The 20,780-nt window shown below is 63.0% G+C and carries 21 protein-coding genes; 16 read left to right on the top strand and 5 right to left on the bottom strand.

Annotated features, from left to right (window positions below; all coding sequences use genetic code 11):
- Positions 1-105 precede the first annotated feature (105 nt).
- The 10 genes from ABH924_RS01150 (at position 106) to ABH924_RS01105 (ending at position 8,355) form a co-directional block, all read left to right on the top strand.
- Positions 106-348 (top strand): hypothetical protein, encoded by a 243-nt coding sequence (locus tag ABH924_RS01150; protein ID WP_404496271.1) that lies wholly within the window; start codon positions 106-108, stop codon positions 346-348.
- A 90-nt stretch (positions 349-438) separates the two neighbouring features.
- Positions 439-1,170, top strand: coding sequence for an ABC transporter ATP-binding protein (locus tag ABH924_RS01145; protein ID WP_404496269.1), 732 nt, complete (start codon positions 439-441; stop codon positions 1,168-1,170).
- The gene (locus ABH924_RS01140; RefSeq protein ID WP_390279266.1) at positions 1,167-1,460 is read left to right on the top strand and encodes a hypothetical protein; all 294 of its coding nucleotides are present in this window, start codon (positions 1,167-1,169) and stop codon (positions 1,458-1,460) included. Before ABH924_RS01145 ends, ABH924_RS01140 begins: the two co-directional genes overlap by 4 nt.
- Positions 1,460-2,968 (top strand): hypothetical protein, encoded by a 1,509-nt coding sequence (locus tag ABH924_RS01135; RefSeq protein ID WP_404496267.1) that lies wholly within the window; start codon positions 1,460-1,462, stop codon positions 2,966-2,968. Before ABH924_RS01140 ends, ABH924_RS01135 begins: the two co-directional genes overlap by 1 nt.
- On the top strand, positions 2,961-3,707 hold the full coding sequence (locus tag ABH924_RS01130; RefSeq protein WP_404496265.1) for a hypothetical protein: 747 nt from the start codon (positions 2,961-2,963) through the stop codon (positions 3,705-3,707). Before ABH924_RS01135 ends, ABH924_RS01130 begins: the two co-directional genes overlap by 8 nt.
- 110 nt (positions 3,708-3,817) lie before the next feature.
- Positions 3,818-4,189: a VOC family protein gene (locus ABH924_RS01125; protein WP_404496263.1), complete on the top strand. Its 372-nt coding sequence runs from the start codon at positions 3,818-3,820 to the stop codon at positions 4,187-4,189.
- A 187-nt stretch (positions 4,190-4,376) separates the two neighbouring features.
- Positions 4,377-5,144, top strand: coding sequence for an electron transfer flavoprotein subunit beta/FixA family protein (locus tag ABH924_RS01120; RefSeq protein WP_234748215.1), 768 nt, complete (start codon positions 4,377-4,379; stop codon positions 5,142-5,144).
- 13 nt (positions 5,145-5,157) lie between these two features.
- Positions 5,158-6,129, top strand: a complete 972-nt coding sequence (locus ABH924_RS01115) for an electron transfer flavoprotein subunit alpha/FixB family protein (protein WP_404496261.1) — start codon at positions 5,158-5,160, stop codon at positions 6,127-6,129.
- A 90-nt stretch (positions 6,130-6,219) separates the two neighbouring features.
- On the top strand, positions 6,220-7,152 hold the full coding sequence (locus tag ABH924_RS01110; protein WP_234748211.1) for a cytochrome b/b6 domain-containing protein: 933 nt from the start codon (positions 6,220-6,222) through the stop codon (positions 7,150-7,152).
- A 66-nt stretch (positions 7,153-7,218) separates the two neighbouring features.
- Positions 7,219-8,355: an acyl-CoA dehydrogenase family protein gene (locus ABH924_RS01105; protein WP_234748210.1), complete on the top strand. Its 1,137-nt coding sequence runs from the start codon at positions 7,219-7,221 to the stop codon at positions 8,353-8,355.
- Between the two features lie 62 nt (positions 8,356-8,417).
- On the opposite strand, the gene ABH924_RS01100 is transcribed toward ABH924_RS01105, so the two are convergent.
- The gene (locus tag ABH924_RS01100) at positions 8,418-9,206 is read right to left on the bottom strand and encodes a PspA/IM30 family protein (RefSeq protein ID WP_404496260.1); all 789 of its coding nucleotides are present in this window, start codon (positions 9,204-9,206) and stop codon (positions 8,418-8,420) included.
- A gap of 100 nt (positions 9,207-9,306) precedes the next feature.
- A complete protein-coding gene (locus tag ABH924_RS01095; RefSeq protein ID WP_234748205.1) occupies positions 9,307-11,391 on the bottom strand; it encodes a TPM domain-containing protein in 2,085 nt (694 codons plus the stop codon).
- A 331-nt stretch (positions 11,392-11,722) separates the two neighbouring features.
- Between ABH924_RS01095 and ABH924_RS01090 the strand changes: the two genes are divergently transcribed.
- The 6 genes from ABH924_RS01090 (at position 11,723) to ABH924_RS01065 (ending at position 18,285) form a co-directional block, all read left to right on the top strand.
- Entirely contained in the window at positions 11,723-13,393 is a 1,671-nt protein-coding gene (locus ABH924_RS01090) for a trypsin-like peptidase domain-containing protein (RefSeq protein ID WP_404496258.1), read from the top strand.
- A 348-nt stretch (positions 13,394-13,741) separates the two neighbouring features.
- Positions 13,742-14,542, top strand: a complete 801-nt coding sequence (locus ABH924_RS01085) for an electron transfer flavoprotein subunit beta/FixA family protein (protein ID WP_404496256.1) — start codon at positions 13,742-13,744, stop codon at positions 14,540-14,542.
- 14 nt (positions 14,543-14,556) lie between these two features.
- Positions 14,557-15,510 carry an electron transfer flavoprotein subunit alpha/FixB family protein gene (locus ABH924_RS01080; RefSeq protein ID WP_234748197.1) on the top strand — a complete coding sequence of 318 codons (954 nt, stop codon included), beginning with the start codon at positions 14,557-14,559 and terminating at the stop codon, positions 15,508-15,510.
- A gap of 5 nt (positions 15,511-15,515) precedes the next feature.
- Positions 15,516-16,295 carry a PIG-L deacetylase family protein gene (locus ABH924_RS01075; RefSeq protein WP_404496254.1) on the top strand — a complete coding sequence of 260 codons (780 nt, stop codon included), beginning with the start codon at positions 15,516-15,518 and terminating at the stop codon, positions 16,293-16,295.
- Between the two features lie 74 nt (positions 16,296-16,369).
- Complete coding sequence (locus ABH924_RS01070) at positions 16,370-16,915, top strand: gluconokinase (protein ID WP_234748192.1); 546 nt, start codon at positions 16,370-16,372, stop codon at positions 16,913-16,915.
- A complete protein-coding gene (locus tag ABH924_RS01065) occupies positions 16,912-18,285 on the top strand; it encodes a gluconate:H+ symporter (RefSeq protein ID WP_234748189.1) in 1,374 nt (457 codons plus the stop codon). Before ABH924_RS01070 ends, ABH924_RS01065 begins: the two co-directional genes overlap by 4 nt.
- An 89-nt stretch (positions 18,286-18,374) precedes the next feature.
- Here the strand turns inward: ABH924_RS01065 and ABH924_RS01060 are convergent, their stop codons facing one another.
- The 3 genes from ABH924_RS01060 to sigK all read right to left on the bottom strand — a co-directional run bounded on the left by ABH924_RS01060 (position 18,375) and on the right by sigK (position 20,692).
- Positions 18,375-19,136, bottom strand: coding sequence for a MerR family transcriptional regulator (locus ABH924_RS01060; RefSeq protein WP_404496251.1), 762 nt, complete (start codon positions 19,134-19,136; stop codon positions 18,375-18,377).
- Between the two features lie 79 nt (positions 19,137-19,215).
- Complete coding sequence (locus ABH924_RS01055; RefSeq protein WP_404496249.1) at positions 19,216-20,094, bottom strand: anti-sigma factor domain-containing protein; 879 nt, start codon at positions 20,092-20,094, stop codon at positions 19,216-19,218.
- Between the two features lies 1 nt (position 20,095).
- Entirely contained in the window at positions 20,096-20,692 is a 597-nt protein-coding gene (gene sigK, locus ABH924_RS01050; protein WP_404496553.1) for an ECF RNA polymerase sigma factor SigK, read from the bottom strand.
- Between the last annotated feature and the right edge of the window lie 88 nt (positions 20,693-20,780).

Genomic DNA, 20,780 nt, shown 5'->3' with positions numbered 1-20,780 from the left:
TTCGACCGCTGAGAGGCGAAATATCGCGCTAGCTTCTTGGGCGGGGGAACAAAGCTTCATCATGGGATTTCCCCGCAGCCAGTTCAAGAAACTAGGAGGAAATCGATGCAAAAACTCTCAACGCTATTGCTCACGGCTCCCGCACTAATCCCACAACAAGCCGCGGACGCGATGGCCCGTCGTAAGAACGACGTCGGATTTCTGATCGTGATCCCGATTGTAGCCGTCATCGTCATGGGCTTCGTTGCCGCCTGGTTCTGGTATTGCCAGCAGCGTGGCGCCTGGCCGGCAATGGATATGCCGAGTTGGGAATCCGGGGGAACGTGGAAGCTCTACTGCCGGGTCTAGATCAACGCAACGGTGAATGAAACATTGAAATCTGTGCATTTCACCTGCAGGGTCGAGGAGCTCGGAAAAGACTATGGAAAGGTACAAGCGGTGCGGGACATCTCGTTCGAGCTTGTACCCGGAGAAGTATTCGGACTCCTCGGCCCGAACGGGTCCGGAAAGACAACCACCCTTCACATCCTGACTGGTTTGCTTGAGGCGAGCCGGGGCAGTGTTGAAGTCAAAGGCGTTCCTATTGGCCACAAGGAGTCCCGGCAATGGATCGGGTTCGCGCCCGATGACTTGCCATTGCCTTTGTCCTTGACGGGCACTGAATACCTGGATCTCCATCACCGGCTCCGGAAGCGTGACGACCGCGACGTTGCCGCCCGGTTGGCCGATGTGCTTGGTCTGACGACAGCCCTGGAACGATCCATCATTGGCTACTCCCATGGCATGAAGCGGAAGTTGCAGCTGATCGCCGCCGTCATGCATTCTCCGGAACTCCTCGTCCTCGACGAACCGTTTCGCGGGCTCGATCCGGAAGCTGCGGCTGTGCTTCGGGATTTGCTGGCGATGTTCGCCGGGGCTGGCGGTTCGGTGCTGATAGCCACACATGACATGCTTCGGGCCGAGCGCGATTGTGATCGGGTGATGATCCTCCATAACGGTCAACAGGCCGCATTGGGCAGCCCCTCCGGACTTCGCGAAGCCTATGGAGGGCTCGCATCGCTTGAGGCCGTGTTCCTTCAAGCAACGAAACTAGACGAGTTCCAGGCGGAGCGTCGGGAACAACTACAGGCGGCGCTCCGCGTTGGCCGGCTCGAGGAGGGACCTCAATGAACACGACGTCGAAAATAGTTGGTGCTGTCCTGGGTGGTATGGCCGGGGGACTGGCGCTTTCGTTCATTCTATTCGTGGCCACGAGCGTGATCGCCATTTCGACGGGCTCCCCGGCGACCCTGCCGGGCCTTTTTACCGCGACCGCCGGAACCGAAAACGGGGCATTGGCCTTGGAATTCCAGCCCAACTTCGCTGGAATCCTTGTGGTCATAGCGTTGTCGGTGCTTGTCAGCGTGTTGATGGCCGTGCGAAGCAGCAATGCGTCCCCGGGACCCTCAGGACGCAACTAGTGGGCGCCGCAGCGACGGTCGCCCGCACCGCGCTGACAGCCTGGACGCGAGAGACGGCGGGGCAACTCCGGCTCTCCGTACTTGCGATCAGAGCTCTCACGGTGACTGCGGTCGCTACCGCCTTGGCCTTCGGTACGATGCTGGCTTTGATGATCGGGGGCACGGAAGGAAGACAACAGATCACGCTCACACCGGGGTCGCTTTCCTTCATGCTGGGCGGCTCATTCCTGACGATCGCATTTCTCACCGCTTTGTTCTCGATACTGGGCCCATCCCGGAACTCCCTCGCGACTGTGCTGGAGATGCTCCCGGTTTCTCGGTGGGCTGTCTTCGCAGGGCTGCAGATGCCGGTACTGGCTTTGTCTTACATTTTGGCCTTCAGCCTCTGTATCCCTTCACTCGCCGCCCTTTGGCGCACCGGTGTCGACGGTTGGGCTGCTGCGGTTGCGTCGATTCTGCTCATGGTTTTCCTCGCCGCCGCCCAGTTGGCGGTCTTGGCCCTGTTCCAAACCCTCGGTTTCGCCTACCGGGCTTGGCTCAGGCTGCCGCGCTACTACGCTTTGACCTTCGCCGGGGTTTCTTGCTTCATCATCAGCACACTGCTCGTCTGGACGGATATCCTGCCGCTGCCGGAGAGCATGGCCGATACGGTCGAGGGCCCACGCAACTTCGCCATGCACCGCGTTTGGGGGCGTGCTCTGGCGCCGTTGTGGACCGGCGCCCCTACTCCGTGGCTGGACGTCGTGACGGGTGTGATCTGGCTGGTGATTCCGTTGGGTCTGATGTTCCTTGTGGCCCGCCTGGACATCGACAACCAGGCGGACGTGACGCTCCGGCTCTTCGCCAACGCCCCGCTTCCCCGGAACAGGCTGCTAGCTGCTGCTTACACCGACGGGATGCAACTCTTGCGTAGCCATCAGTTCACCGTGTTGGTATTCCTGTTGGCGATAGGGCTTGGCGGGGTCGTTGCCTTGTCCGGCCATCCTGAATTCGGGTTCCTCGCAGCGGCCTTAGCACCCAGCTTGGCGGTGGCACCTTCTATCGTCGGCATGCAATCTTACGGGCTGACAAGCAGGACCCACTGGGTCCAGCGTCACCTCACTGGACGCGCCACTGCCTGGGTTGCACCCAAACTCATCGCCTGCGCAATGATCTCGATGGTGATTGGTGCTGTTTTCGTCGGATCGTTGCTCGCTGCAGGTCTCCTCACCTCGGATCATTGGGCCCGGCTTATTCCTGATGCCGTCCTGGCCTGGGCTGCAGGCATGATTGGTGGAGTGCTCGTGCCGTTCAGCCGCGAGCAGCCTTTGGCCAGCGGTGCTACTGGCTTCACGGTCTTCCTGATCTATGGTGTCTCGTCTTCGGCGGCGCGCTGGACCGGAGCGGAGCTCGGGAAGCTTTTCGGCGATGCTTCGTACCTCGGGGAGATTCTCTCCAGCGCAGTGTTGGCTATCCTCCTTGCATCGGCACTGGGTCTCCTTGTACTCCGGGTGTCCAAGGATGGTTGACGAAGCGGCCAGAGGAACCGAGGTTTATCCGGTTGAGGGTGTAGTCCAGCAGAACGGGAGGTGGGCCTACGCTCCGCTGGGGATATCCATCTTGGCTCCGCCGCCGATTGTCCGACCGGACGGCGGCCCCGAAGACTTCACGCATGCGCTCGAGGCCCTCGACACCGGGTTGGCTTCATCCCGGCACGTCGGTTACCGAAGTTTCCTCAACAAAGTGCTGCGCGCTGCTCCCTTGCCCGCCACTGAATCGGCAGCTCTGCTACCGGGCAGAGCACGTGCCCAAACCCAAGCCTTGACGATGATGCTCAGAAGGCTGGGGTGGCCCCTGGCGCTCGTCGCTGGAGCTTGGTGGGCGACGGAATCCACTGGCCTGGCTGTACTTGGGCTCCTCATCTCGATGGCTTTCCTCGTCCTGGTGTCGTTGATTCTCCATGAACTGGGACACGTGGCCGTCTTCAGGATCTTTGCCCCATTTGCGCCGGCTTTGTTCAGTGTCCGTTCAGGGAGGTTCCGGCTAGTTCGTTGCTGCCTGCCAAAACATCAGGACCTTGCCGTCACCATTGCCGGTCCCGCTGCACCGCTCCTTCTCCCCGTGGTTCTGTGGCTCTTCTATGCATCGTTGCCCGTCCTGTTCTGGACCTCAGCGGTAGTCGCAGGAGCGCATCTTGCCTTGCTGCTTCGCGATGACGGCGATGGGCGTATGCTCCGCGTGGCTCTGAGGCAAGGTCCGGCCACGTAACCCACACCGATCCGAACGCTTCAGGCGTTGACAGTCAGATCCTGGAGGACGAAACTTGGGCCGAATGGCCCGTTCATCCGGACGGAATGGGCCGGCCAGGGAGGCCCGAGATGATCAATGCAACGATGGTCGTGGCGACAATTCCGGTCACGGATCTGGACCGGGCGAAGGAATTCTACGGCGGCATCTTGGGGCTGACCTTCCTCTGGGAAACTCCGGTAGGGGTCCGGTACCGGTGCGGATCCGTCAGTGAGATCTCAGTCTTCAAGCGTCCGCCTACTGCTACTGAGCACACCCTTGCCCATTTCGAAGTGGGCGACATCGAGGCCGTGGTCCAAGACTTGGCCGCCAAGGGCGTGGAGTTCCTGGACTACACGGAGGGTCCCCTCGCCACAACAGGGCACATCGCCCAGCTCGGCCCGGCCCGCGGCGCTTGGTTCCGTGATCCCGACGGGAACACCCTCGGCATTCGCCAGGGCTAGATCGATCGGTTCGAAAGCCGGATACCTGCCGCCGGGCCGGATCGCCATGCCCGGCGCGGAAAGTCCCGCCTCCCGGAAGAATCAATAGGAGTTCCAAGCATTGCTTCCCTCGCTCCATGGTAAATACTAGGAGTTCCTAGTATTCTCGATTCCAAGCGTCAGCCATTTGCATCGAGGGAGCTGTTGAATGAAGATCGTCGTGCTCGTCAAACAAGTGCCGGATACGGCCGAGGAGCGGAAGCTCGACCTGGCAACGGGCCAGCTCGACCGTGAGGCCGCCGACTCCGTGGTCGATGAAATCAACGAGCGCGCCCTCGAAGCCGCGTTGCGCATCAAGGATGCCAACAAAGGCACCGAAGTAGTGGCAATGATCATGGGTCCTGATGACGCCACCCAGTCCTTGCGCAAGGCCCTTTCCATGGGAGCCGATTCAGGGGTTCACATCGTGGATGATTCCCTGGACGGCGCCGACACCGGTCGAACAGCTGCGACGCTGGCGGCGGCATTGAAGGCAACCGGATTTGACGTGGTGATGGCCGGCAACGAATCGACGGATGGCCGCGCCGGCGTCGTACCCGCCATGGTTGCCGAACATCTCCAGCTGCCACTGTTGGGTTCATTGATCTCCGCGGAAATCGCCGACGACGGCGTACGGGGCGTTCGCCAGGGCGAGGGTGGAACCCTCAATGTCCGTGCCGGACTGCCCGCCATCATCACCGTTACCGAACGTTTCCCGGAGGCCCGGTTTCCCAACTTCAAGGGCATCCTGACGGCCAAGCGCAAACCCGTCACCAGGTTGTCCGTCGCCGAGCTCGGCGTCCCGACTGGTGCCAGCCGCACCGTAGTGGTCTCCACCGTTGAGCGGCCGCCGCGCGCGGCCGGACGAAAACTCATCGATGATGGGACCGCGGCCGACGAGCTGGCCGAGTTCCTCGTTGCGAACCGCCTGGTCTGAGGGAGGAAAAGAAATGTCGAATGTCTTGGCTCTCATTGAAGTTTCCCACCGCGGCGAGATTGCCGCTTCCGCCCGCGGGCTCCTGGCTGCCGCAGCCACGCTGGGCTCGCCGGTCGCCGTCGTCGTGTCGTCTGCACCCCTGGCGGACGACGACGTCGTGCGCCTGGGTGAGCTGGGCGCGGCAAGGATCTACTCGGCCGTGACGGCTGCCGCTGGCACTGTTTTGGTGGCACCCGCCGTGGATGCCCTGAGCGGGGCCGTCGACGCGTATGGGCCGGCGGCCGTCCTTACCGCGAGCTCGATGGACGGCCGCGAAGCAGCCGCCCGGCTCGCTGTGCGGGTCGGCGGGAGCGTGCTCGCCGACGTCGTGCAGGTGCGCAGCGACGACGGAACCGTTGTTGTCCAGCATTCGGTGTTTGGCGGGGCCTACACCGTCGAGTCGGTGGTGGAAGGCGGGCTGCCCATCCTGACCATCCGGCAGGGGGCGATCGAAGGCGAGGCTCCGGCAGCCACGGCAGACGTGGACACGGTGTCCCTGGAAGCGAGAACAGAAGGCGCCGCAGTCATTGACCAGTTCAACGACGATGCCGCCGTCTCGGTCCGGCCCGAACTTCGGACTGCCGCGACGGTGGTTTCCGGTGGACGGGGTTTGGGCTCGTCAGAGAATTTTGTGCTGGTTGAACAGCTCGCCGACACCTTGGGCGCGGCGATCGGTGCGTCACGCGCCGCCGTCGACGCCGGGTACATCGCCCAGACGGCCCAGGTAGGCCAGACCGGTGTGAGCGTGTCCCCGCAGCTGTACATCGCATTGGGAATATCCGGAGCCATCCAGCACCGCGCAGGCATGCAGACTGCCAAGACCATTGTGGCCATCAACAAAGACGAGGACGCGCCCATTTTTGAGGTGGCCGACTTCGGAATCGTTGGCGATATCTTCACGGTGGTTCCGAAACTCATCGAGGCCGTCAAAGCCCGTTCCAACTGACGGCGTAACAGGCTTTGGCCGCTTCGGTCCCAAGCCTGTTAGCTTGATGCGTCCCTGATTGCAAAGTTCTTCCGAGAGGTGTCTGAGAAGATGTCCACCCCCGCCAAAAAGTCGACAGCAGCCAAGAGCAAATGGTCCCAACCCCTCTGGGTGGTTCCAGGCGTGCTGGTCGTACTTTTGCTCATCGTCTTGTTGGCCAAATGGTTGACGGGCCTGTCGGGTGTGCAGTCGTTCTTGCACGACTTCCCAGGCGCATCCAGGCTCCCGGAGAACGCTCCTGTAGGTTTCCCGGCATGGCTCGGATGGCAGCACTTCCTGAACGTCTTCTTCATGGTGCTCATCGTCCGGTCCGGCTGGCAGGTCCGAACGGCCAAGAGGCCGCCAGCCCAATGGACCCGCAACAACAAAGGATTCATCCGGACCAAGAATGCGCCAACCAAGATCAGCCTGGACCTCTGGTTCCATCTGACCTTGGATGCCCTGTGGGTGTTGAACGGCATCGTCTTCATCATCGTGATCTTTGCGACCGGGCAATGGATGCGGATCATCCCGACCAGCTGGGATGTATTCCCCAACGCCATTTCCGCCGCCCTCCAGTACGCCTCGTTGAACTGGCCCACTGAGGACGGCTGGGTGAACTACAACGCCCTCCAATTGCTGACCTACTTTGTCACGGTCTTCATCGCCGCCCCGCTTGCCATCATCACCGGCCTGCGTACGTCCTCGGCATGGCCGAAGAAGGCCGGCACGGTGAACAAGATCTATCCCATCGAACTGGCCCGGGCAGTGCATTTCCCCGTGATGGTGTACTTCGTGCTCTTCACCATCGTGCACGTCACCTTGGTCCTCGCCACCGGGGCGCTGCGCAACCTGAACCACATGTATGGCGGCAGCGACGATATCAACTGGGTTGGTTTCGGCATTTTCGCCGTATCCCTCCTGGTGATTGTGGGCGCGTGGTTCCTCGCGAGGCCGCTATTCCTTCGCCCTGTCGCTTCGCTGATGGGCAAAGTCAGCAAGTAAACGCACCGAATAGCCAGAAAACACCGGACAACCCGGAGAACTGGGAAGAACTGCAAAGGAGTGCCAATGTTTGAGCTCACAGAGGACCAGCAAGCGGTGGTGGAGATGGTGCGCGACTTCGCCACAACGGCCATTGCGCCGCACGCAGCGGAATGGGACGAGACCAAGCATTTCCCCGTGGATGTCCTGCGCGAAGCGGGCACCCTCGGCATGGGAGGCATCTATGTCCGGGAAGAGTTCGGCGGCTCGGGGCTTTCCCGCACGGATGCGGCGCTGATCTTTGAAGAGCTGTCGAAGGCAGACCCCACCATCGCGGCCTACATCTCGATCCACAACATGGTTGTGTGGATGATCGACGCTTTCGGCAACGATGAGCAACGGGCCCAATGGGTGCCGCAGCTTGCGTCCATGGAGGCACTGGGCAGCTACTGCCTCACGGAGCCGGGAGCCGGCTCGGACGCCGCCGCACTGAGCACCAAAGCAGTGCTCGACGGCGATAGTTACGTTCTTAACGGCACCAAACAGTTCATTTCGGGGGCAGGAGCTTCGAGTGTCTATGTGGTCATGGCACGGACCGCGGACACGGGCAGCCAGGGCATCACCGCAATCGTCGTGCCCGCGGACGCGCCGGGCCTGTCCTTCGGCCCGAATGAGAAGAAGATGGGATGGAATGCCCAGCCCACCCGTCAGGTCATCTTCGAGGACGTACGGGTCCCTGTGGCGAACCGGCTTGGCGAGGAAGGCAGCGGATTCGGCATCGCGATGAAGGGCCTCAACGGAGGCCGGGTCAATATGGGCGCTTGTTCCCTGGGAGGCGGCCAGGCGGCCCTGGAGAAGTCCATCGCCTACCTCAAGTCACGCTCGGCTTTCGGTGGCCCGCTCATCAACCAGCAGTCCCTGCTGTTTGATATTGCCGACATGGATACGGAACTCGAAACTGCCAGGACCTTGATCCTCAGGGCCGCTGATGCCTTGGATCGTGGCGCCCCGGACACCGTGAGGTTGTGCGCAATGGCCAAGCGGGTCGCTACAGACGCCGGTTTCAACGTGGCAAACAAGGCCATCCAACTGCATGGCGGCTACGGATACCTGTCGGAATACGGCCTCGAGAAGATTGCCAGGGATCTGCGCGTCCACCAGATCCTGGAAGGCAGCAACGAAATCATGAGACTCATCGTTGGACGGCTCGCTGTAGGGGCATAAAGCACGCAGGAAGCACGAAGGGCCGGACCTCACGAGGTCCGGCCCTTCGTTTGGCGGATGGACTAGAGCTTGTCGAAGTCGGCTTCGTCCACCGTGTCATCTGCCGGAGCAGTAGCGCCTGCGCCGATCGCAGCCTTCGAACCACCCGACTTCAGGGCCGCCAAGCGAGCCTCGATTTCCGTCTGCTCGCCGAGGTCCTCAAGCTGGTTGAACTGTGCGTCCAGGCTGGAGGCTGCAAGCTCTTGTTGGCCGAGGACCTTGGCCTCTTCGCGGCGGATCTTCTCCTCGAAGCGGCCAACCTCGCTGGTGGGGTCCATGATGTCGATGCTCTTGAGGGCATCGTGCACCTGGGTCTGGGCAGCAACCGTCTTGGAGCGGGCAATCAGCTCATTGCGCTTGCTGGTGAGCTCGTTGAGCTTGCCCTTCATCTGGTCGAGACCGCTCTTGAGCTTGTCCACGACTTCCGACTGGGAGGCGATGTTGGGCTCGGCGGCCTTGGCCTGGTTCTCGGCCGACATCTGACGCTGGATGGCCACCTTGGCAAGGTTGTCGAACTTCACTGCGTCGGCAGGGCTACCAGTAGCACGGTACTCATCCGCCTTGCGGGAGGCTGCGAGGGCCTTGTTGCCCCAGTCCTGGGCGTTCTTGATGTCCTCGCTGTAGTCGGCCTGGAGCATGCGGAGGTTGCCGATGGTCTGCGCCACGGCGGACTCGGCCTCAGCGATGTTGTTCGAGTAGTCGCGGACCATCTGGTCCAGCATCTTCTGCGGGTCCTCAGCCTGGTCGAGCAAGGCATTGATATTCGCCTTGGCGAGCTGCGCGATCCGCCCGAAAATGGACTGCTTAACCATGGTGTTGCCTTTCGTCCTGCTCAGTGGTGCCCACTGAATCCAGTGATCAGTTCTTGTACCGCTTCTACGTGGGGGACAGGCCCCCACCTAGTCTTTGGAGCTAGAAGCTGCCGGAGTCGCCGCCGCCGAAGTCACCTCCGCCGCCGCCGAAGTCACCTCCTCCTCCGCCGTCGCCGCCGAAGAAGCCTCCGCCCCCACCGCCGTCGCCGCCGAAGAAGCCCCCGCCTCCGCCGTCGTTGTTTCCGCCGCCCCAGCCGCCGCCTCCGCCGTGCAGGATGGAGTTGATGAGTATGCCGCCGAGGATCGCTCCGCCGAGGCCACCGCCATTGCCTCCACCACCGAACATGCCGCCACGGCCGTAGCCTTGGTTGGCGAAGCCGCCGAACTGATCGACGTCGGACTGGGCCAGTTGCGCGGCTTGTGCAGCGAGCGACTGGGCCTGCTGTGCGTACGTCAGAGCGGTGACCGGGTCATTGCGGGAAATGGACAGGGCGTAGTCGAGATTCCGTTGGGCTTCGGCCAGCCGGGTACGCGCCTCGGTGCCCACGCCGCCGCGTCGCGCCGCGATGTAATCCGAGGTGGCGCTGATCTGGGACTGGGCAGCCATGATGGTCTGCTGGAGCGCGGCCTGTGCACGCCTTGCCTGTTCCTGCTGGTCACGGATTCCCGAGAGGGACTGGTCCAAGGCTTGGTGCGCCTTCTCCACGCGGTCCAAGGTGGCAATGGGATCGATTTTCCCGCCCTGGATTTCAATTTTGACCTGGGCCAGTGCGGCTTCGACTCCGGCCACCGGGCCAGCCAGCTCCGGGTGTTCGCCGGACTGGATCATCGCTTTGGCCTGTGCCAGGTCCTGGCTGGTCTCCACCACGGCGCCCTCCAGCGAGTTCCGGGCTTCGTCGAGGCTGCCCGCTACCTTGGAGATGGCGTCGATCAGCACGTTGGTCTGGTGCAGGCCCTCTTCCGCAGCGCGGACTGCTACTGCGGCAAGGCTGCTCTCACCTGCGGCGAGCTTTTCCTGTGCCGTAGTTGTTGCGTTTTGAACGAAGGCGAGCCGGTCTTTGGCCTGGGTGATGTTGTCGCTCACGTGGCCAAGAGCGCTGTCTGCGTATTTTTCGCGCAGGCCGTTGAGCGATTGCTCCGCGCTGTTGATCTTTGCCTCGGCTTCGTTGGCGCCGGCGGCAACATTGGCCAGAGCCTGGGGCGCGTTCTTCTCAAGCTCTCGCAGGGAATCGAAATCGGCCTTTTGCTCGCGCAACGACTCGAGGGCAGCCTCCGAGCGCCGGATGATTTCGCCAAGCCAACTGCGCTGCTGCTCTTCGGTGTCCGGGATGTGGTCATCGAGCTGTTGCTGGAGCTTGAAGGATTCGGTCATGTGGGTCTTGGCTTCCAGCAGGGCTTTGGTGAAGTTCCCGACGGCGGCATCGCCGTATTGGGCCTGCGCGAATCCGAGCTCCTGCTCGCTGGACTTGATGGTGTCATCCGCCTCGATGAGCAAGGACCCGGCTTTGCGCCGCAAGTCCGCGATGCTCAGGGAGGCCAGGGGATCGAGCTGTTCCCCCTGCGGACCGTAGCTGGCGCTGGATGCCTGGCTCTTCTTGCGGCGGTTGCGGAAGTACAAGTACGTGCCCACGCCGCCGGCCGCAACAACGCCCGCGCCGATCAAAACGACTGCACCTGAGTTGCCGCTCGGAACCGTGCCGCTGCCCCCGCCGGCGGCGTCGCCGACGGCGGCCGCGGTGTCGATGGCTGCCTGGGCAAAGTCTCGCTTGCCTGCGCCCAGATTGGCCGCGATGGCATTGGACGAAATGGTTGACCTCTTGGAATAGATCGCACTGGCAGAGTTGGGTGCGAAGTAGTACTGACCGGCCGCGGAGATGGCCAGAATGACGTCGGACCGGCCCATGCCCTTCTTGGTGGCCACTGCCGTGGCCCAGGCTTCGGGCGATGAGGGGTTTTCGAAGGAATTCACCGTGACCACGTACAAGTTGTATTTGTGGTCTTTCAGCAGCGTCTGGATGGCGTCCTGGACCTCGCCCTTGCGATTGCCCAAAACATTCGCGTTGTCCACGATGTTCTGGCCGGACGGGATGGTCACCGGGTCGGCGGCCCAGGCTGCGGTGGCCGGGAGGACCAGCATTCCAGCCAGGCCGATGACGGCGAGTACACGTTTCAACATTGACCGCATGTGCAACCCTTCAGCACGTCTGCGATTGGTCCGGGCCGGAACAATCGAAACAGAATGCATCAGCGCCCCCACGCATGGTTGTCAAGCGGCAGGTCGCTGTGGCAATTCCACTTGATACTATGGTGCACCTTTTGGGGCGTCCACAGCGGTAAATATGCCGCCAGCGAAACGGGGAGAAATCTGCCCTTCTCCAGCGTTGAGGGGCTAGTCGGTGCCATTCGAGGCCACAGGACCGTTCCGATGACGGCGTTCAGCAAGCTCCCAGCGAACGTCGACTCTTGATCCAGCAAGAGCGACGATAGTTAAGGGGACGAGGAAGAAAGGAAGTCCCATGACGGAGAACCCAGCACAGGGCGCCGCGCCTGAGAACAATGGCCCTGAGAACCATGGTCCTGAGGGCGCCGGCCAGGCGGAGGCGGACAAGCAATCCAATTCCCAGCCTACGGTCCCGCTGCCGGCATACCAGCCGGGTCAGGATTTCACTGCGCAGCCCGAACACGCTGCGAAGCCTGAACACCCCGCGCAGCCCGAATACAGAGCACAGACTCCGGTAGCTCCGGCACCCTGGGCCCAGGGCCCGGCCGAAAACGCCACCGAGCAGATCCAGGCTCAGCACAGCGCTCCCCAGAACGGCGCGCCCCAGAACGGAGCGCCCCAGAACGGAGCGCCACAGCACAGCGCGGGACCGCAACACCCCTACCCGCAGCACCAGCCTTTCTATGGCGGACCGAACCCTGCGCAGCACTATCCCACGCAGCAATTCCCGGCCCACCCGGGCGGTCCGGCGGCTAGCCCGAAGCGCAAGCCGGCCTTCGGCGTCGGGACCTTGGTGGCCTGCATCCTGGCCGCCGGTCTCGTCGGCGGAGGCGTTGTGGCCGCCAGCGATCAATTGCTGAACAGCCGGACCCCGGCGGCAGCCACTAGCGGCCAGACGGGAACCGTGATTGTCAACAACACGGACAACGTCAACGCCATCACCGCAGCCGCGGCCAAGGCTTCGCCGAGCGTCGTGACCATCATGGCCTCGAGCGGAAGCCAAGGCGGCACCGGTTCGGGCATCATCCTCGACGACCAGGGCCACATCCTGACCAACACCCACGTGGTGACCCTTGACGGTGCCAGCGCCAACGCCGCGATTGAAGTGCGGCTGAGCGATGGACGCGTCCTGAAGGCGACGGTAGTGGGTACGGACCCGCTTTCGGACCTCGCCATCATCAAGGTGGACAACGCCTCCGGCCTCGTGCCGGCTACCCTGGGTGATTCCAGCAAGATCAACGTCGGGGACAACGCAATCGCCATCGGCGCTCCGCTCGGCCTGCCCGGCACGGTCACCGACGGCATTGTGTCCACCCTCAACCGCACCATCAGCGTGGCTTCCTCGGCTGTTCCCAACGGCGGCTCCGACAATTCGCAAAATGGCGGGCAGGGCGGATTCCAATTCGCCCCTCCAGGCGGTGGCCAGAGCCAGAGCAGTGCGGGACAGGGCACCGTTTCGCTCAACGTGATCCAGACCGACGCGCCGATCAACCCGGGCAACTCCGGTGGAGCGCTTGTCAACACCAAGGGCGAGATCATTGGCGTCAACGTGGCGATCGCTTCTGCCGGGAGCAGCAGTGCCTCGTCTTCGTCCAGCGGCAACATTGGTGTGGGCTTCAGTATCCCCATCAACAACGCGAAGCGTATTGCGCAGGAACTTATCAAGAACGGCAAGGCCACGCACGGGCAGTTCGGCGTCAGCGTGCAGCCTAAGTCGGCCACGGGAAGCAGCTCCGGGTTCTCGGTGGGCGCGCAGGTTGCGGCCGTGACCGCGGGCTCCGCCGCTGAGAAGGCCGGGCTCAAGGTGGGCGACGTCGTGACCAAGTTCGCCGGCATGGATGTCAACGATCCCGAGCAGCTCACCGCGGCGGTCCGTGAGCAGCCGGCAGGCGCAACGGTCAAGGTGACCATCCAGCGCAGCGGCCAGTCGCAGGAGCTCGACGTGACCTTGGATGCTGCACCGTAACAGCTGCCCCGTAGCAGCTGCAGTAGCAGCGGATTCCAGCGGGGCATGGGCCCACCCCGCCGGGGTTCCCTGGCCGAGCTTGCGAGGCGAGGGTGGCGGTGGGGACTAGCAGTCGACGACGGCGGGCGGCACCACAAGCGGTGCGGCCCGCCGTTGTCGTGTGCTCTTGCTTCCGTAAGCGGGAGCTATCCACGAAACAGGAGTTAATGCGGGTACGCGGCGTTGTCCGACTTGTCCCGCAATATGCTTAGCTAGGACGAGCCCGTAAGCCGGGCACTCTTGGCCATGCGCCTAGTTGCTGGCCATCCCCGAGTATGGAAGGCTGCCTCGAACACAGTGGGAGATACATTGAAGATTGTTGTTCTGGTCAAGCACGTCCCGGACGCGCAGTTCGACCGACACCTCACCGGCCCAGGCAACACCACGGACCGCGACGAGAGCATTCTGTCCGAACTGGACGAGTATGCGCTTGAAGCCGCGCTGCAGCTCAGTGAAGCCCGCGGAGGTGCTAAGGCCGGCAACGAGGTCATCGCCTTGAGCATGGGTCCCGCCGGTGCCGTGAACGCCGTCAAGAAGTCCTTGCAGATCGGTGCCTCCTCGGGAGCGCATTTGAGCGACGACGCCTTGGCCGGTTCCGACGCCGCAGCCACCTCGCTGGCCCTCGCCGCGGCGATCCGGTATCTCGGCGCCGATTCGCCCGTGGACCTCGTCCTGGCGGGCATGGCCTCGACCGACGGCGAAACGTCCTTGGTTCCGGCCCAGCTCGCCGAGAGGCTCGGACTCCCGCAAGTCACTTTTGCTTCCTCCCTGGAGGTCAACGGCGAACGCGTCGTCGCGCGCCGTGACGGTGACGCCCACGCGGACACTGTGGAGGCAACCTTGCCAGCGCTGGTATCCGTGACGGACCAGATCAACGAGCCGCGATACCCCAACTTCAAGGGCATCCTGGCAGCCAAGAAGAAGAAAATCACGGCACTCACCCTGGCCGATATCGGCGTCGATGCCGCGCAGGTGGGCGCCGCGGGTTCGCTGACCGCCGTCGAGACCGCTGAAGCGCGGCCGCCGCGCACTGCCGGCACCATCATCACCGACGAAGGCGACGCCGGCATCAAGCTGGTTGAGTTCCTGGCCGCCCAGAAGCTGCTCTAAGAGGATTCCGACACATGGCAAAAGCACTTGTATTCATTGACAACCCGGGCGCGGCTCTCAAGAAGAGCAGCCTGGAACTCCTGACGATCGCACGTTCCCTCGGGGATGCGGTGGTCGCCTTCAACGGTGAGCTGCACGACGACGTCGCGGCCGCCCTGGGTGCCCATGGAGCCTCGGCTCTTTACCGCCCGTCCGCCACGGACCTGGACGACTACCTTGTTGCGCCGAAAGCGGCATATCTTGCCGCGGCAGTTGCAGCCTCCGGAGCCCAGACCGTCCTGCTGGAGAACACAGCCGACGGCAAGGAAATCGCGGCCCGTCTCGGCGTGAAGCTCAACGCCGGCGTCATCACCGATGTTGTGGGCGTCGACGCCGACGGCACGGCCCACAAGTCGGTCCTGGCGGGCTCGTACACCACCACGGCGAAGGCGCGCACCGCCGTCGCCGTGCTCACGGTCAAGCCGAACAGTGTCGACGTCGAGGCCCCGGCCGCGGCTAGCACGCCCGAAGCCGTCACTATCGATGTCCCGGCCGATGCCACCGCGAATGCCGCCCGGGTCACCGGGCGTGCAGAAAAGCCGGCCAGCGGCCGTCCTGAGCTCACCGAAGCCCGGATCGTGGTTGCCGGCGGACGCGGCGTCGACGGCGACTTCGGTCCTTTGGAAGAACTGGCCGACGCGCTGGGCGGTGCACTCGGGGCTTCCCGTGCCGCCACGGATGCGGGCTGGATCGGCCATGACTACCAGGTTGGCCAGACGGGCAAGACCGTGTCCCCGCAGCTCTACATTTCGGCGGGCATCTCCGGAGCGATCCAGCAGAAGGCCGGGATGCAGACCTCCAAGGTCATCGTCGCGATCAACAAGGATGCTGAATCGCCGATCTTCGAAATCGCGGACTTCGGCATCATCGGTGACCTCTTCAAGGTTGTTCCGCAGGCCACCGAAGAGATCAAAAAGCGGAAAGGCTGATCCCTTTGTCTTCTGACGCTACGTCAGCAAAGAGCCCGTTCAACGCCTCCAGGGAGCGTGTTGAGCGGGTGCTTTGTTTTACCGCCCACCCGGACGACATCGACTTCGGCGCGGCCGGCACCATCGCTGCCTGGACCGCTGCCGGCGTCGAGGTCAGCTACTGCATCATGACCGACGGCGACGCAGGAGGTTTCGATCCTGCCCACCGCGAAGAGATCATTTCCATGCGCGCAGAGGAGCAGAGACAAGCCGCTGCCCTCGTAGGAGTGACGGACGTGCACTACCTCCATGAGCGCGATGGCTACCTGGAACCGACGCATGGGGTCATCAAGCAAGTGGTGAAACTTATCCGCGAAATCCGCCCCGACGTTGTCCTTGCCATGCATCCGGAACGCAATTGGGACAGGATCCAGAAGAGCCATCCCGACCACCTCGCCGTGGGGGAGATCGTGACCCGGGCGGTGTACCCCGCGGTGGAGAATCCCTTCGCCTACCCGGAACTGGCGGAAGCCGGCCTCGAGGCCTTCAGACTGCCGTGGCTGTGGCTCTTCGCCGGTCCCGAAACCCGTGAGAACTATTTCGTGGATGTCACCGAACACATCGACGCGAAACTGGCTGCCATCCGGATCCATGCGAGCCAGCACCCCGATCTGGAGGGCATGGAACGGGCTGTCAGAGGCATGCTCCGGCACAATGCTTCACGCGCCGGCATGCCCGACGGGCGCAGCGCCGAGGCGTTCCATGTTGTGGAAGTCAACGGTTCCCAAACCATCGCCGGTTTCTGAAATTGCTGATGTGTAACCTGTGTCATATGCTTAGTCTCGTTTAAATCATATTTAATTGAGAGAGGCAGACTTTGATGGCGAAGACTGCACAACAGCCGGTATTGGTGATCATGGGTGTCTCCGGTTCCGGTAAATCGACAGTGGCCGGCGTATTGTCCGGCCGGCTGGGTTGGGACCTCGCCGAAGGCGACGACCTGCACCCGGAAGCGAACGTGGCAAAGATGCAGGCAGGGCACGCACTCAGCGATGAGGACCGTTGGCCCTGGCTGGAAATCATTGCCGATTGGATCAAGGAGCGTACCGCAGCAGGAAAGCCGGGCATCATCACGTGCTCGGCCTTGAAGAAGCGCTACCGGGATGTCCTGCGCGGCGAGGGCGTCGTGTTCGTCTTCCTCCAAGGGAGCAAGGACAAGATTTCCGACCGGCTGGCTTCGCGTCACGGACACTTCATGCCTGCCTCGCTGCTGGAATCCCAGTTCGATGCACTCGAGGCGCCCACGGAGGACGAGAACCACATCTCGCTGTGCGTCTCCGCTTCTCCGGCTGAAGAAGCAGACGAAATCATCGAACGGCTCGGCCTTGAGGCACAGACCGCCCACGCGGTCGGTGGCGCAGCGTGAACTGGACCGGGCACGATACCCAACTTCTTGTGGTCGCGGCTATCGGCATTGCGCTGATCGTCCTGCTGATCGCCAAATTCAAAGTCCACCCCTTCCTTTCCCTGGTACTCGGATCGGCCTTCGTTGGCCTGGCCTCCGGAGTGGAACTGGCCAAGGTTGTCAGCAACTTCGAGGACGGCGTGGGAGGCGTCCTTAAAGAGGTCGGCATCCTGATTGCGCTCGGCGCCATGCTGGGCAAGCTCCTGGCGGATTCCGGCGGCGCAAACCGCGTGGTGGACACCTTGCTGGAGAAAGCCAGCGGCAACAAGGTGGTCTGGATGATCACCTTGGTTGCGGTCATCATCGGCCTCCCGATGTTCTTTGAGATCGGCCTCGTCCTGCTGCTTCCGGTGATCGTCCTGGTCACCCAGCGCTCGCAGATGAAGCTCATGCGCATTGCCATTCCGGCCCTCGCGGGTCTGTCCGTGCTGCACGGCCTGGTCCCGCCGCACCCCGGGCCGCTCATTGCCATCAGCGCTGTGAAGGCTGAACTGGGCACCACCCTGGCATTGGGACTCCTGGTCGCCGTCCCCACGGTCATCATTTGTGGACCGCTGTTTTCCCGTTTGGCCGCGCGATGGGTTCCAGTTGACGCTCCTGCGGTGGCCGGCGGCGTCGACACCAAGCACGCCGTCGACCTCAGCGAAGTGAAGCGTCAGCCCAGCTTCCTCGTCACGTTGTTGACCATCATTTTCCCCGTGGTGCTCATGCTCCTGAAGGCCGTCGCGGACATTGTCTGGCCCGACGCGGCGCATGCCCCCATGATCCGCACGGTCCTGGACTTCGTGGGCCAGCCCCTCGTGGCGATGACCCTGGCGGTGCTTGCCGCCATGGTGACCTTTGGCTATGCCGTCGGCTTCACCGGAAGCAAGATCACCGCCAAGCTCGGCGACAGCCTCGGACCGATCGCCGCGATCCTGTTGATCGTGGGCGCAGGCGGCGGCTTCAAGCAGACCCTTATCGGTGCCGGCGTCGGTGACGCGGTCAAGAAATGGGCCGAGGGCGCCAATATGTCCGTGCTGGTCCTGGGCTTCATTGTGGCTGTGGCGCTTCGCCTGGCCACGGGCTCGGCGACAGTTGCCACCGTGACGGCTGCGGGCATCGTGGCTCCCTTGGCGAGCAGCCTGAGCCCGACGCACGCCGCACTCCTTGCTTTGGCCATCGGAGCCGGTTCGCTCTTCCTGTCCCACGTCAACGACGCCGGATTCTGGCTCGTGAAGGAACTGTTCGGCCTGACAGTCGGGCAGACGTTCAAGACGTGGTCGGTGATGGAGACGCTCATCTCGGTTGTCGGCTTCGGCTTTATCATGGTGCTCTCGCTGATCATCTAGCCGGGCTGCTTGGCAGTCAGTACGACGGCGGCCCGCCCCCTGTGTTTCCAGTGGGGACGGGCCGCCGTCGCGCTTTTCGGCAGGAAGCCCTAACTGAGCTTTTCTGCTGCGTAAACCTTGATGCCTTCGAGCAGGTAGGGCGCCAGGCCTACCCGGACCTTGTCGTAATTGGCGGTGAACCGGGGGTCGTCCACATACATCTGTCCCAGGCCTACATAGGATTCAGCGTTGGGCGTCCAACTCGCGCAGATCCACTTGTAATGCCGGCCGACGGCTGCCTGGACGTCCGGGTGGTCTGCCGGAAGGGCCGCGTCGAAGCAGCGGGCGAGATCCTGGTTCAGGGCCGCGTACTCCTCCATGAAGGCCTGTTTTTGGGCGGTTGTCATCGCCGAGTGTCGTGCTTTGCTCTCGTCGACGGCCCGATCGCCCCAGCGCTCGCGCGCCTCGGCTTCGTAGGGGTTGTTGTCGAAATCCTTGAAGATGTTCTCCGCGGTCATGGTTTCTCCTTGACGTAGTGCTGCGATAGTGGCGTCGACCGTCCGGGACATCCGGTCCAGCCGGTCGCGCTCGGCCAGCAGCCAGTTCCTGTGCACGGCAAGTGCCTCCACAGGATCGGCCTGGCCATCCAGAACTTCGCCGATGGTCTCGAGCCCAAGGCCAAGTTCACGAAGCAGAAGGATCCGCTGCAGGCGCAGCAGCTCAGGCTGGCCGTAGTACCGGTAGCCGTTGTGTCCCGTGCGGGCAGGTTCCAATAGTCCGAGTTGGTCATAGTGGCGCAAGGTTCGCGAGGAAACCTTGCTGGCCTTGGCCAATTCGGAAATGGTCCAGGTATCTGCCTTGTCCTGCTTCATGTATCCAGCGTAGAAGTTGACGTTACGTCAAGGTCAAGCCCCGTGACCGAGAGCCCATGTCCGGGCAGCCTCCGTCGCTTTACGTGAGAGGCGCTGCAGCGACGGTCGGGAGTGTCGGCTTCTTGGAGCCGCCCACGGGTTCAACCGTGATGCCGATGGCCGCCGCGCTGGAAATGCCGGAGACAACCGCCGGATGGCTCAAGGCCTGGGCGTCCATGAGTCCCTGGGATACAGGGTCGGAGCCGTCCTTGGGAATGAGCCACATCTGATAGACCTTGCCGGCCGGGGGAGCGGGAACTCCGTTCATACGGACCACCACAGCGTTCTTCGAGCTGGAGATGGACACAGTGGCAGTGCCGCCGCCGTTGACGTTGACGGTTGCTTGCCGGACATCGCCGGCCTGCAGTACCTGATTCACGGGATCGTTCTGCCCGGCCACGTAGACGCCCACGCCAACACCGCCAAGCGCAATTACCGCGGCCGCCGCAGCGGCTGCCACCCAACCACGGACGCCGCTGAAGCGTCGGCGATCCCGCCGGTTCCGGGCCGCGGCGAGGTCAACGACGTCGGGGGTTACGTGCGTTGCGGGTCCGGACGACACTTCGGGAACGGAAGAAGGTGCGGACGCTGTGCCGGTTTGTGCAGTGCGCGGTTGTTGCGGGAGCTGCCGCAGAATGTCCTCCAACAGTCCCGGCCGCGGTTCGGCCTCGTCGGCGAAAGAGGTGGCGAGGGTTTCGCGTGACTGCCTGACCCGCTCAAGGAACGCCGAGCGTTCAGGTGCCGTGGCAATGTAGTTGTCGATTTCCGCTCGCTCGGCGTCGTTCAAGGCGTCGAGGGCATAGATCTCGGCAAGCTCCAGGACGCGGCCTTCGGCAAGATCAGTGGCTATATCGCTGGCGAACATCCTGCGGAGGCCTTCCTTCCCGGCATTCTGCTTGTTGTCATCGTGTTCGGTCATGTCAGCTCACCCCCAGGCAAGTCTTGAGTCGGAGAAGTCCATCGCGGATGCGGGATTTGATGGTCGGCATCGCTGCACCGAGTTGTTCGGCGACTTCACGGTAGGTGAGCCCGCCATAGTAGGCGAGCCGCACGGATTCCAATTGCGTTTCCGTCAGGGTGCCGAGGCAACGGGTGACGGCCTCGGCCTCAAGCCGGCTGGTGGCTTCTTCTTCCACTGAATCGTGGTCAAGGAGTTGGCTTGCCGCGCCATACTTCGCTTCGCGGTCCGTGGCGGACTGGGCCGAGCGGACACGGTCGATCGCGCGCCGGTGGGTGATGGTCATGAGCCACGCGAGCGGGCTGCCTGCTTCGGGATTGAATTTGGCCGCGTTCTGCCAGACCTGGATGAAGACTTCCTGGGTGGTATCTTCGCTCAGGCCCGCATCCACCAAGACGCGCTTGGCCATGCCGAAGACCCTACGCGCGGTGAGCCGGTAAAACTCGCTGAAGGCGACCCGGTCGCCGTCGGCCATCAAGCCCAGCAATTCCGCAAGCTGGGCATTGGAGCCGGCTATCAGGCCGGGTGCCTCGGGGCCTCGCACATTCGGTGTATCCATCACCGTCCAGCATAGGTTGTTGGTGACCCCGGCAGTACCGGAAGTGCTGCGGGTCTTGAGAGTAGTCACCTGCGCCCCTTCCGCGGCC

Source organism: Arthrobacter sp. GAS37 (assembly GCF_044908325.1).
Taxonomy (GTDB): domain Bacteria; phylum Actinomycetota; class Actinomycetes; order Actinomycetales; family Micrococcaceae; genus Arthrobacter; species Arthrobacter ramosus.
This window is presented reverse-complemented; position numbering and strand designations above follow the sequence as displayed.

Coding starts and splice junctions, on each gene's coding strand:
- ABH924_RS01120 (WP_234748215.1), top strand. CDS start 4,377: ATGAAGATCGTCGTGCTCGTCAAACAAGTGCCGGATACGGCCGAGGAG.
- ABH924_RS01100 (WP_404496260.1), bottom strand. CDS start 9,206: ATGGTTAAGCAGTCCATTTTCGGGCGGATCGCGCAGCTCGCCAAGGCG.
- ABH924_RS01125 (WP_404496263.1), top strand. CDS start 3,818: ATGATCAATGCAACGATGGTCGTGGCGACAATTCCGGTCACGGATCTG.
- sigK (WP_404496553.1), bottom strand. CDS start 20,692: ATGGATACACCGAATGTGCGAGGCCCCGAGGCACCCGGCCTGATAGCC.
- ABH924_RS01130 (WP_404496265.1), top strand. CDS start 2,961: ATGGTTGACGAAGCGGCCAGAGGAACCGAGGTTTATCCGGTTGAGGGT.
- ABH924_RS01105 (WP_234748210.1), top strand. CDS start 7,219: ATGTTTGAGCTCACAGAGGACCAGCAAGCGGTGGTGGAGATGGTGCGC.
- ABH924_RS01080 (WP_234748197.1), top strand. CDS start 14,557: ATGGCAAAAGCACTTGTATTCATTGACAACCCGGGCGCGGCTCTCAAG.
- ABH924_RS01115 (WP_404496261.1), top strand. CDS start 5,158: ATGTCGAATGTCTTGGCTCTCATTGAAGTTTCCCACCGCGGCGAGATT.
- ABH924_RS01150 (WP_404496271.1), top strand. CDS start 106: ATGCAAAAACTCTCAACGCTATTGCTCACGGCTCCCGCACTAATCCCA.
- ABH924_RS01090 (WP_404496258.1), top strand. CDS start 11,723: ATGACGGAGAACCCAGCACAGGGCGCCGCGCCTGAGAACAATGGCCCT.
- ABH924_RS01070 (WP_234748192.1), top strand. CDS start 16,370: ATGGCGAAGACTGCACAACAGCCGGTATTGGTGATCATGGGTGTCTCC.
- ABH924_RS01055 (WP_404496249.1), bottom strand. CDS start 20,094: ATGACCGAACACGATGACAACAAGCAGAATGCCGGGAAGGAAGGCCTC.
- ABH924_RS01110 (WP_234748211.1), top strand. CDS start 6,220: ATGTCCACCCCCGCCAAAAAGTCGACAGCAGCCAAGAGCAAATGGTCC.
- ABH924_RS01060 (WP_404496251.1), bottom strand. CDS start 19,136: ATGAAGCAGGACAAGGCAGATACCTGGACCATTTCCGAATTGGCCAAG.
- ABH924_RS01140 (WP_390279266.1), top strand. CDS start 1,167: ATGAACACGACGTCGAAAATAGTTGGTGCTGTCCTGGGTGGTATGGCC.
- ABH924_RS01095 (WP_234748205.1), bottom strand. CDS start 11,391: ATGCGGTCAATGTTGAAACGTGTACTCGCCGTCATCGGCCTGGCTGGA.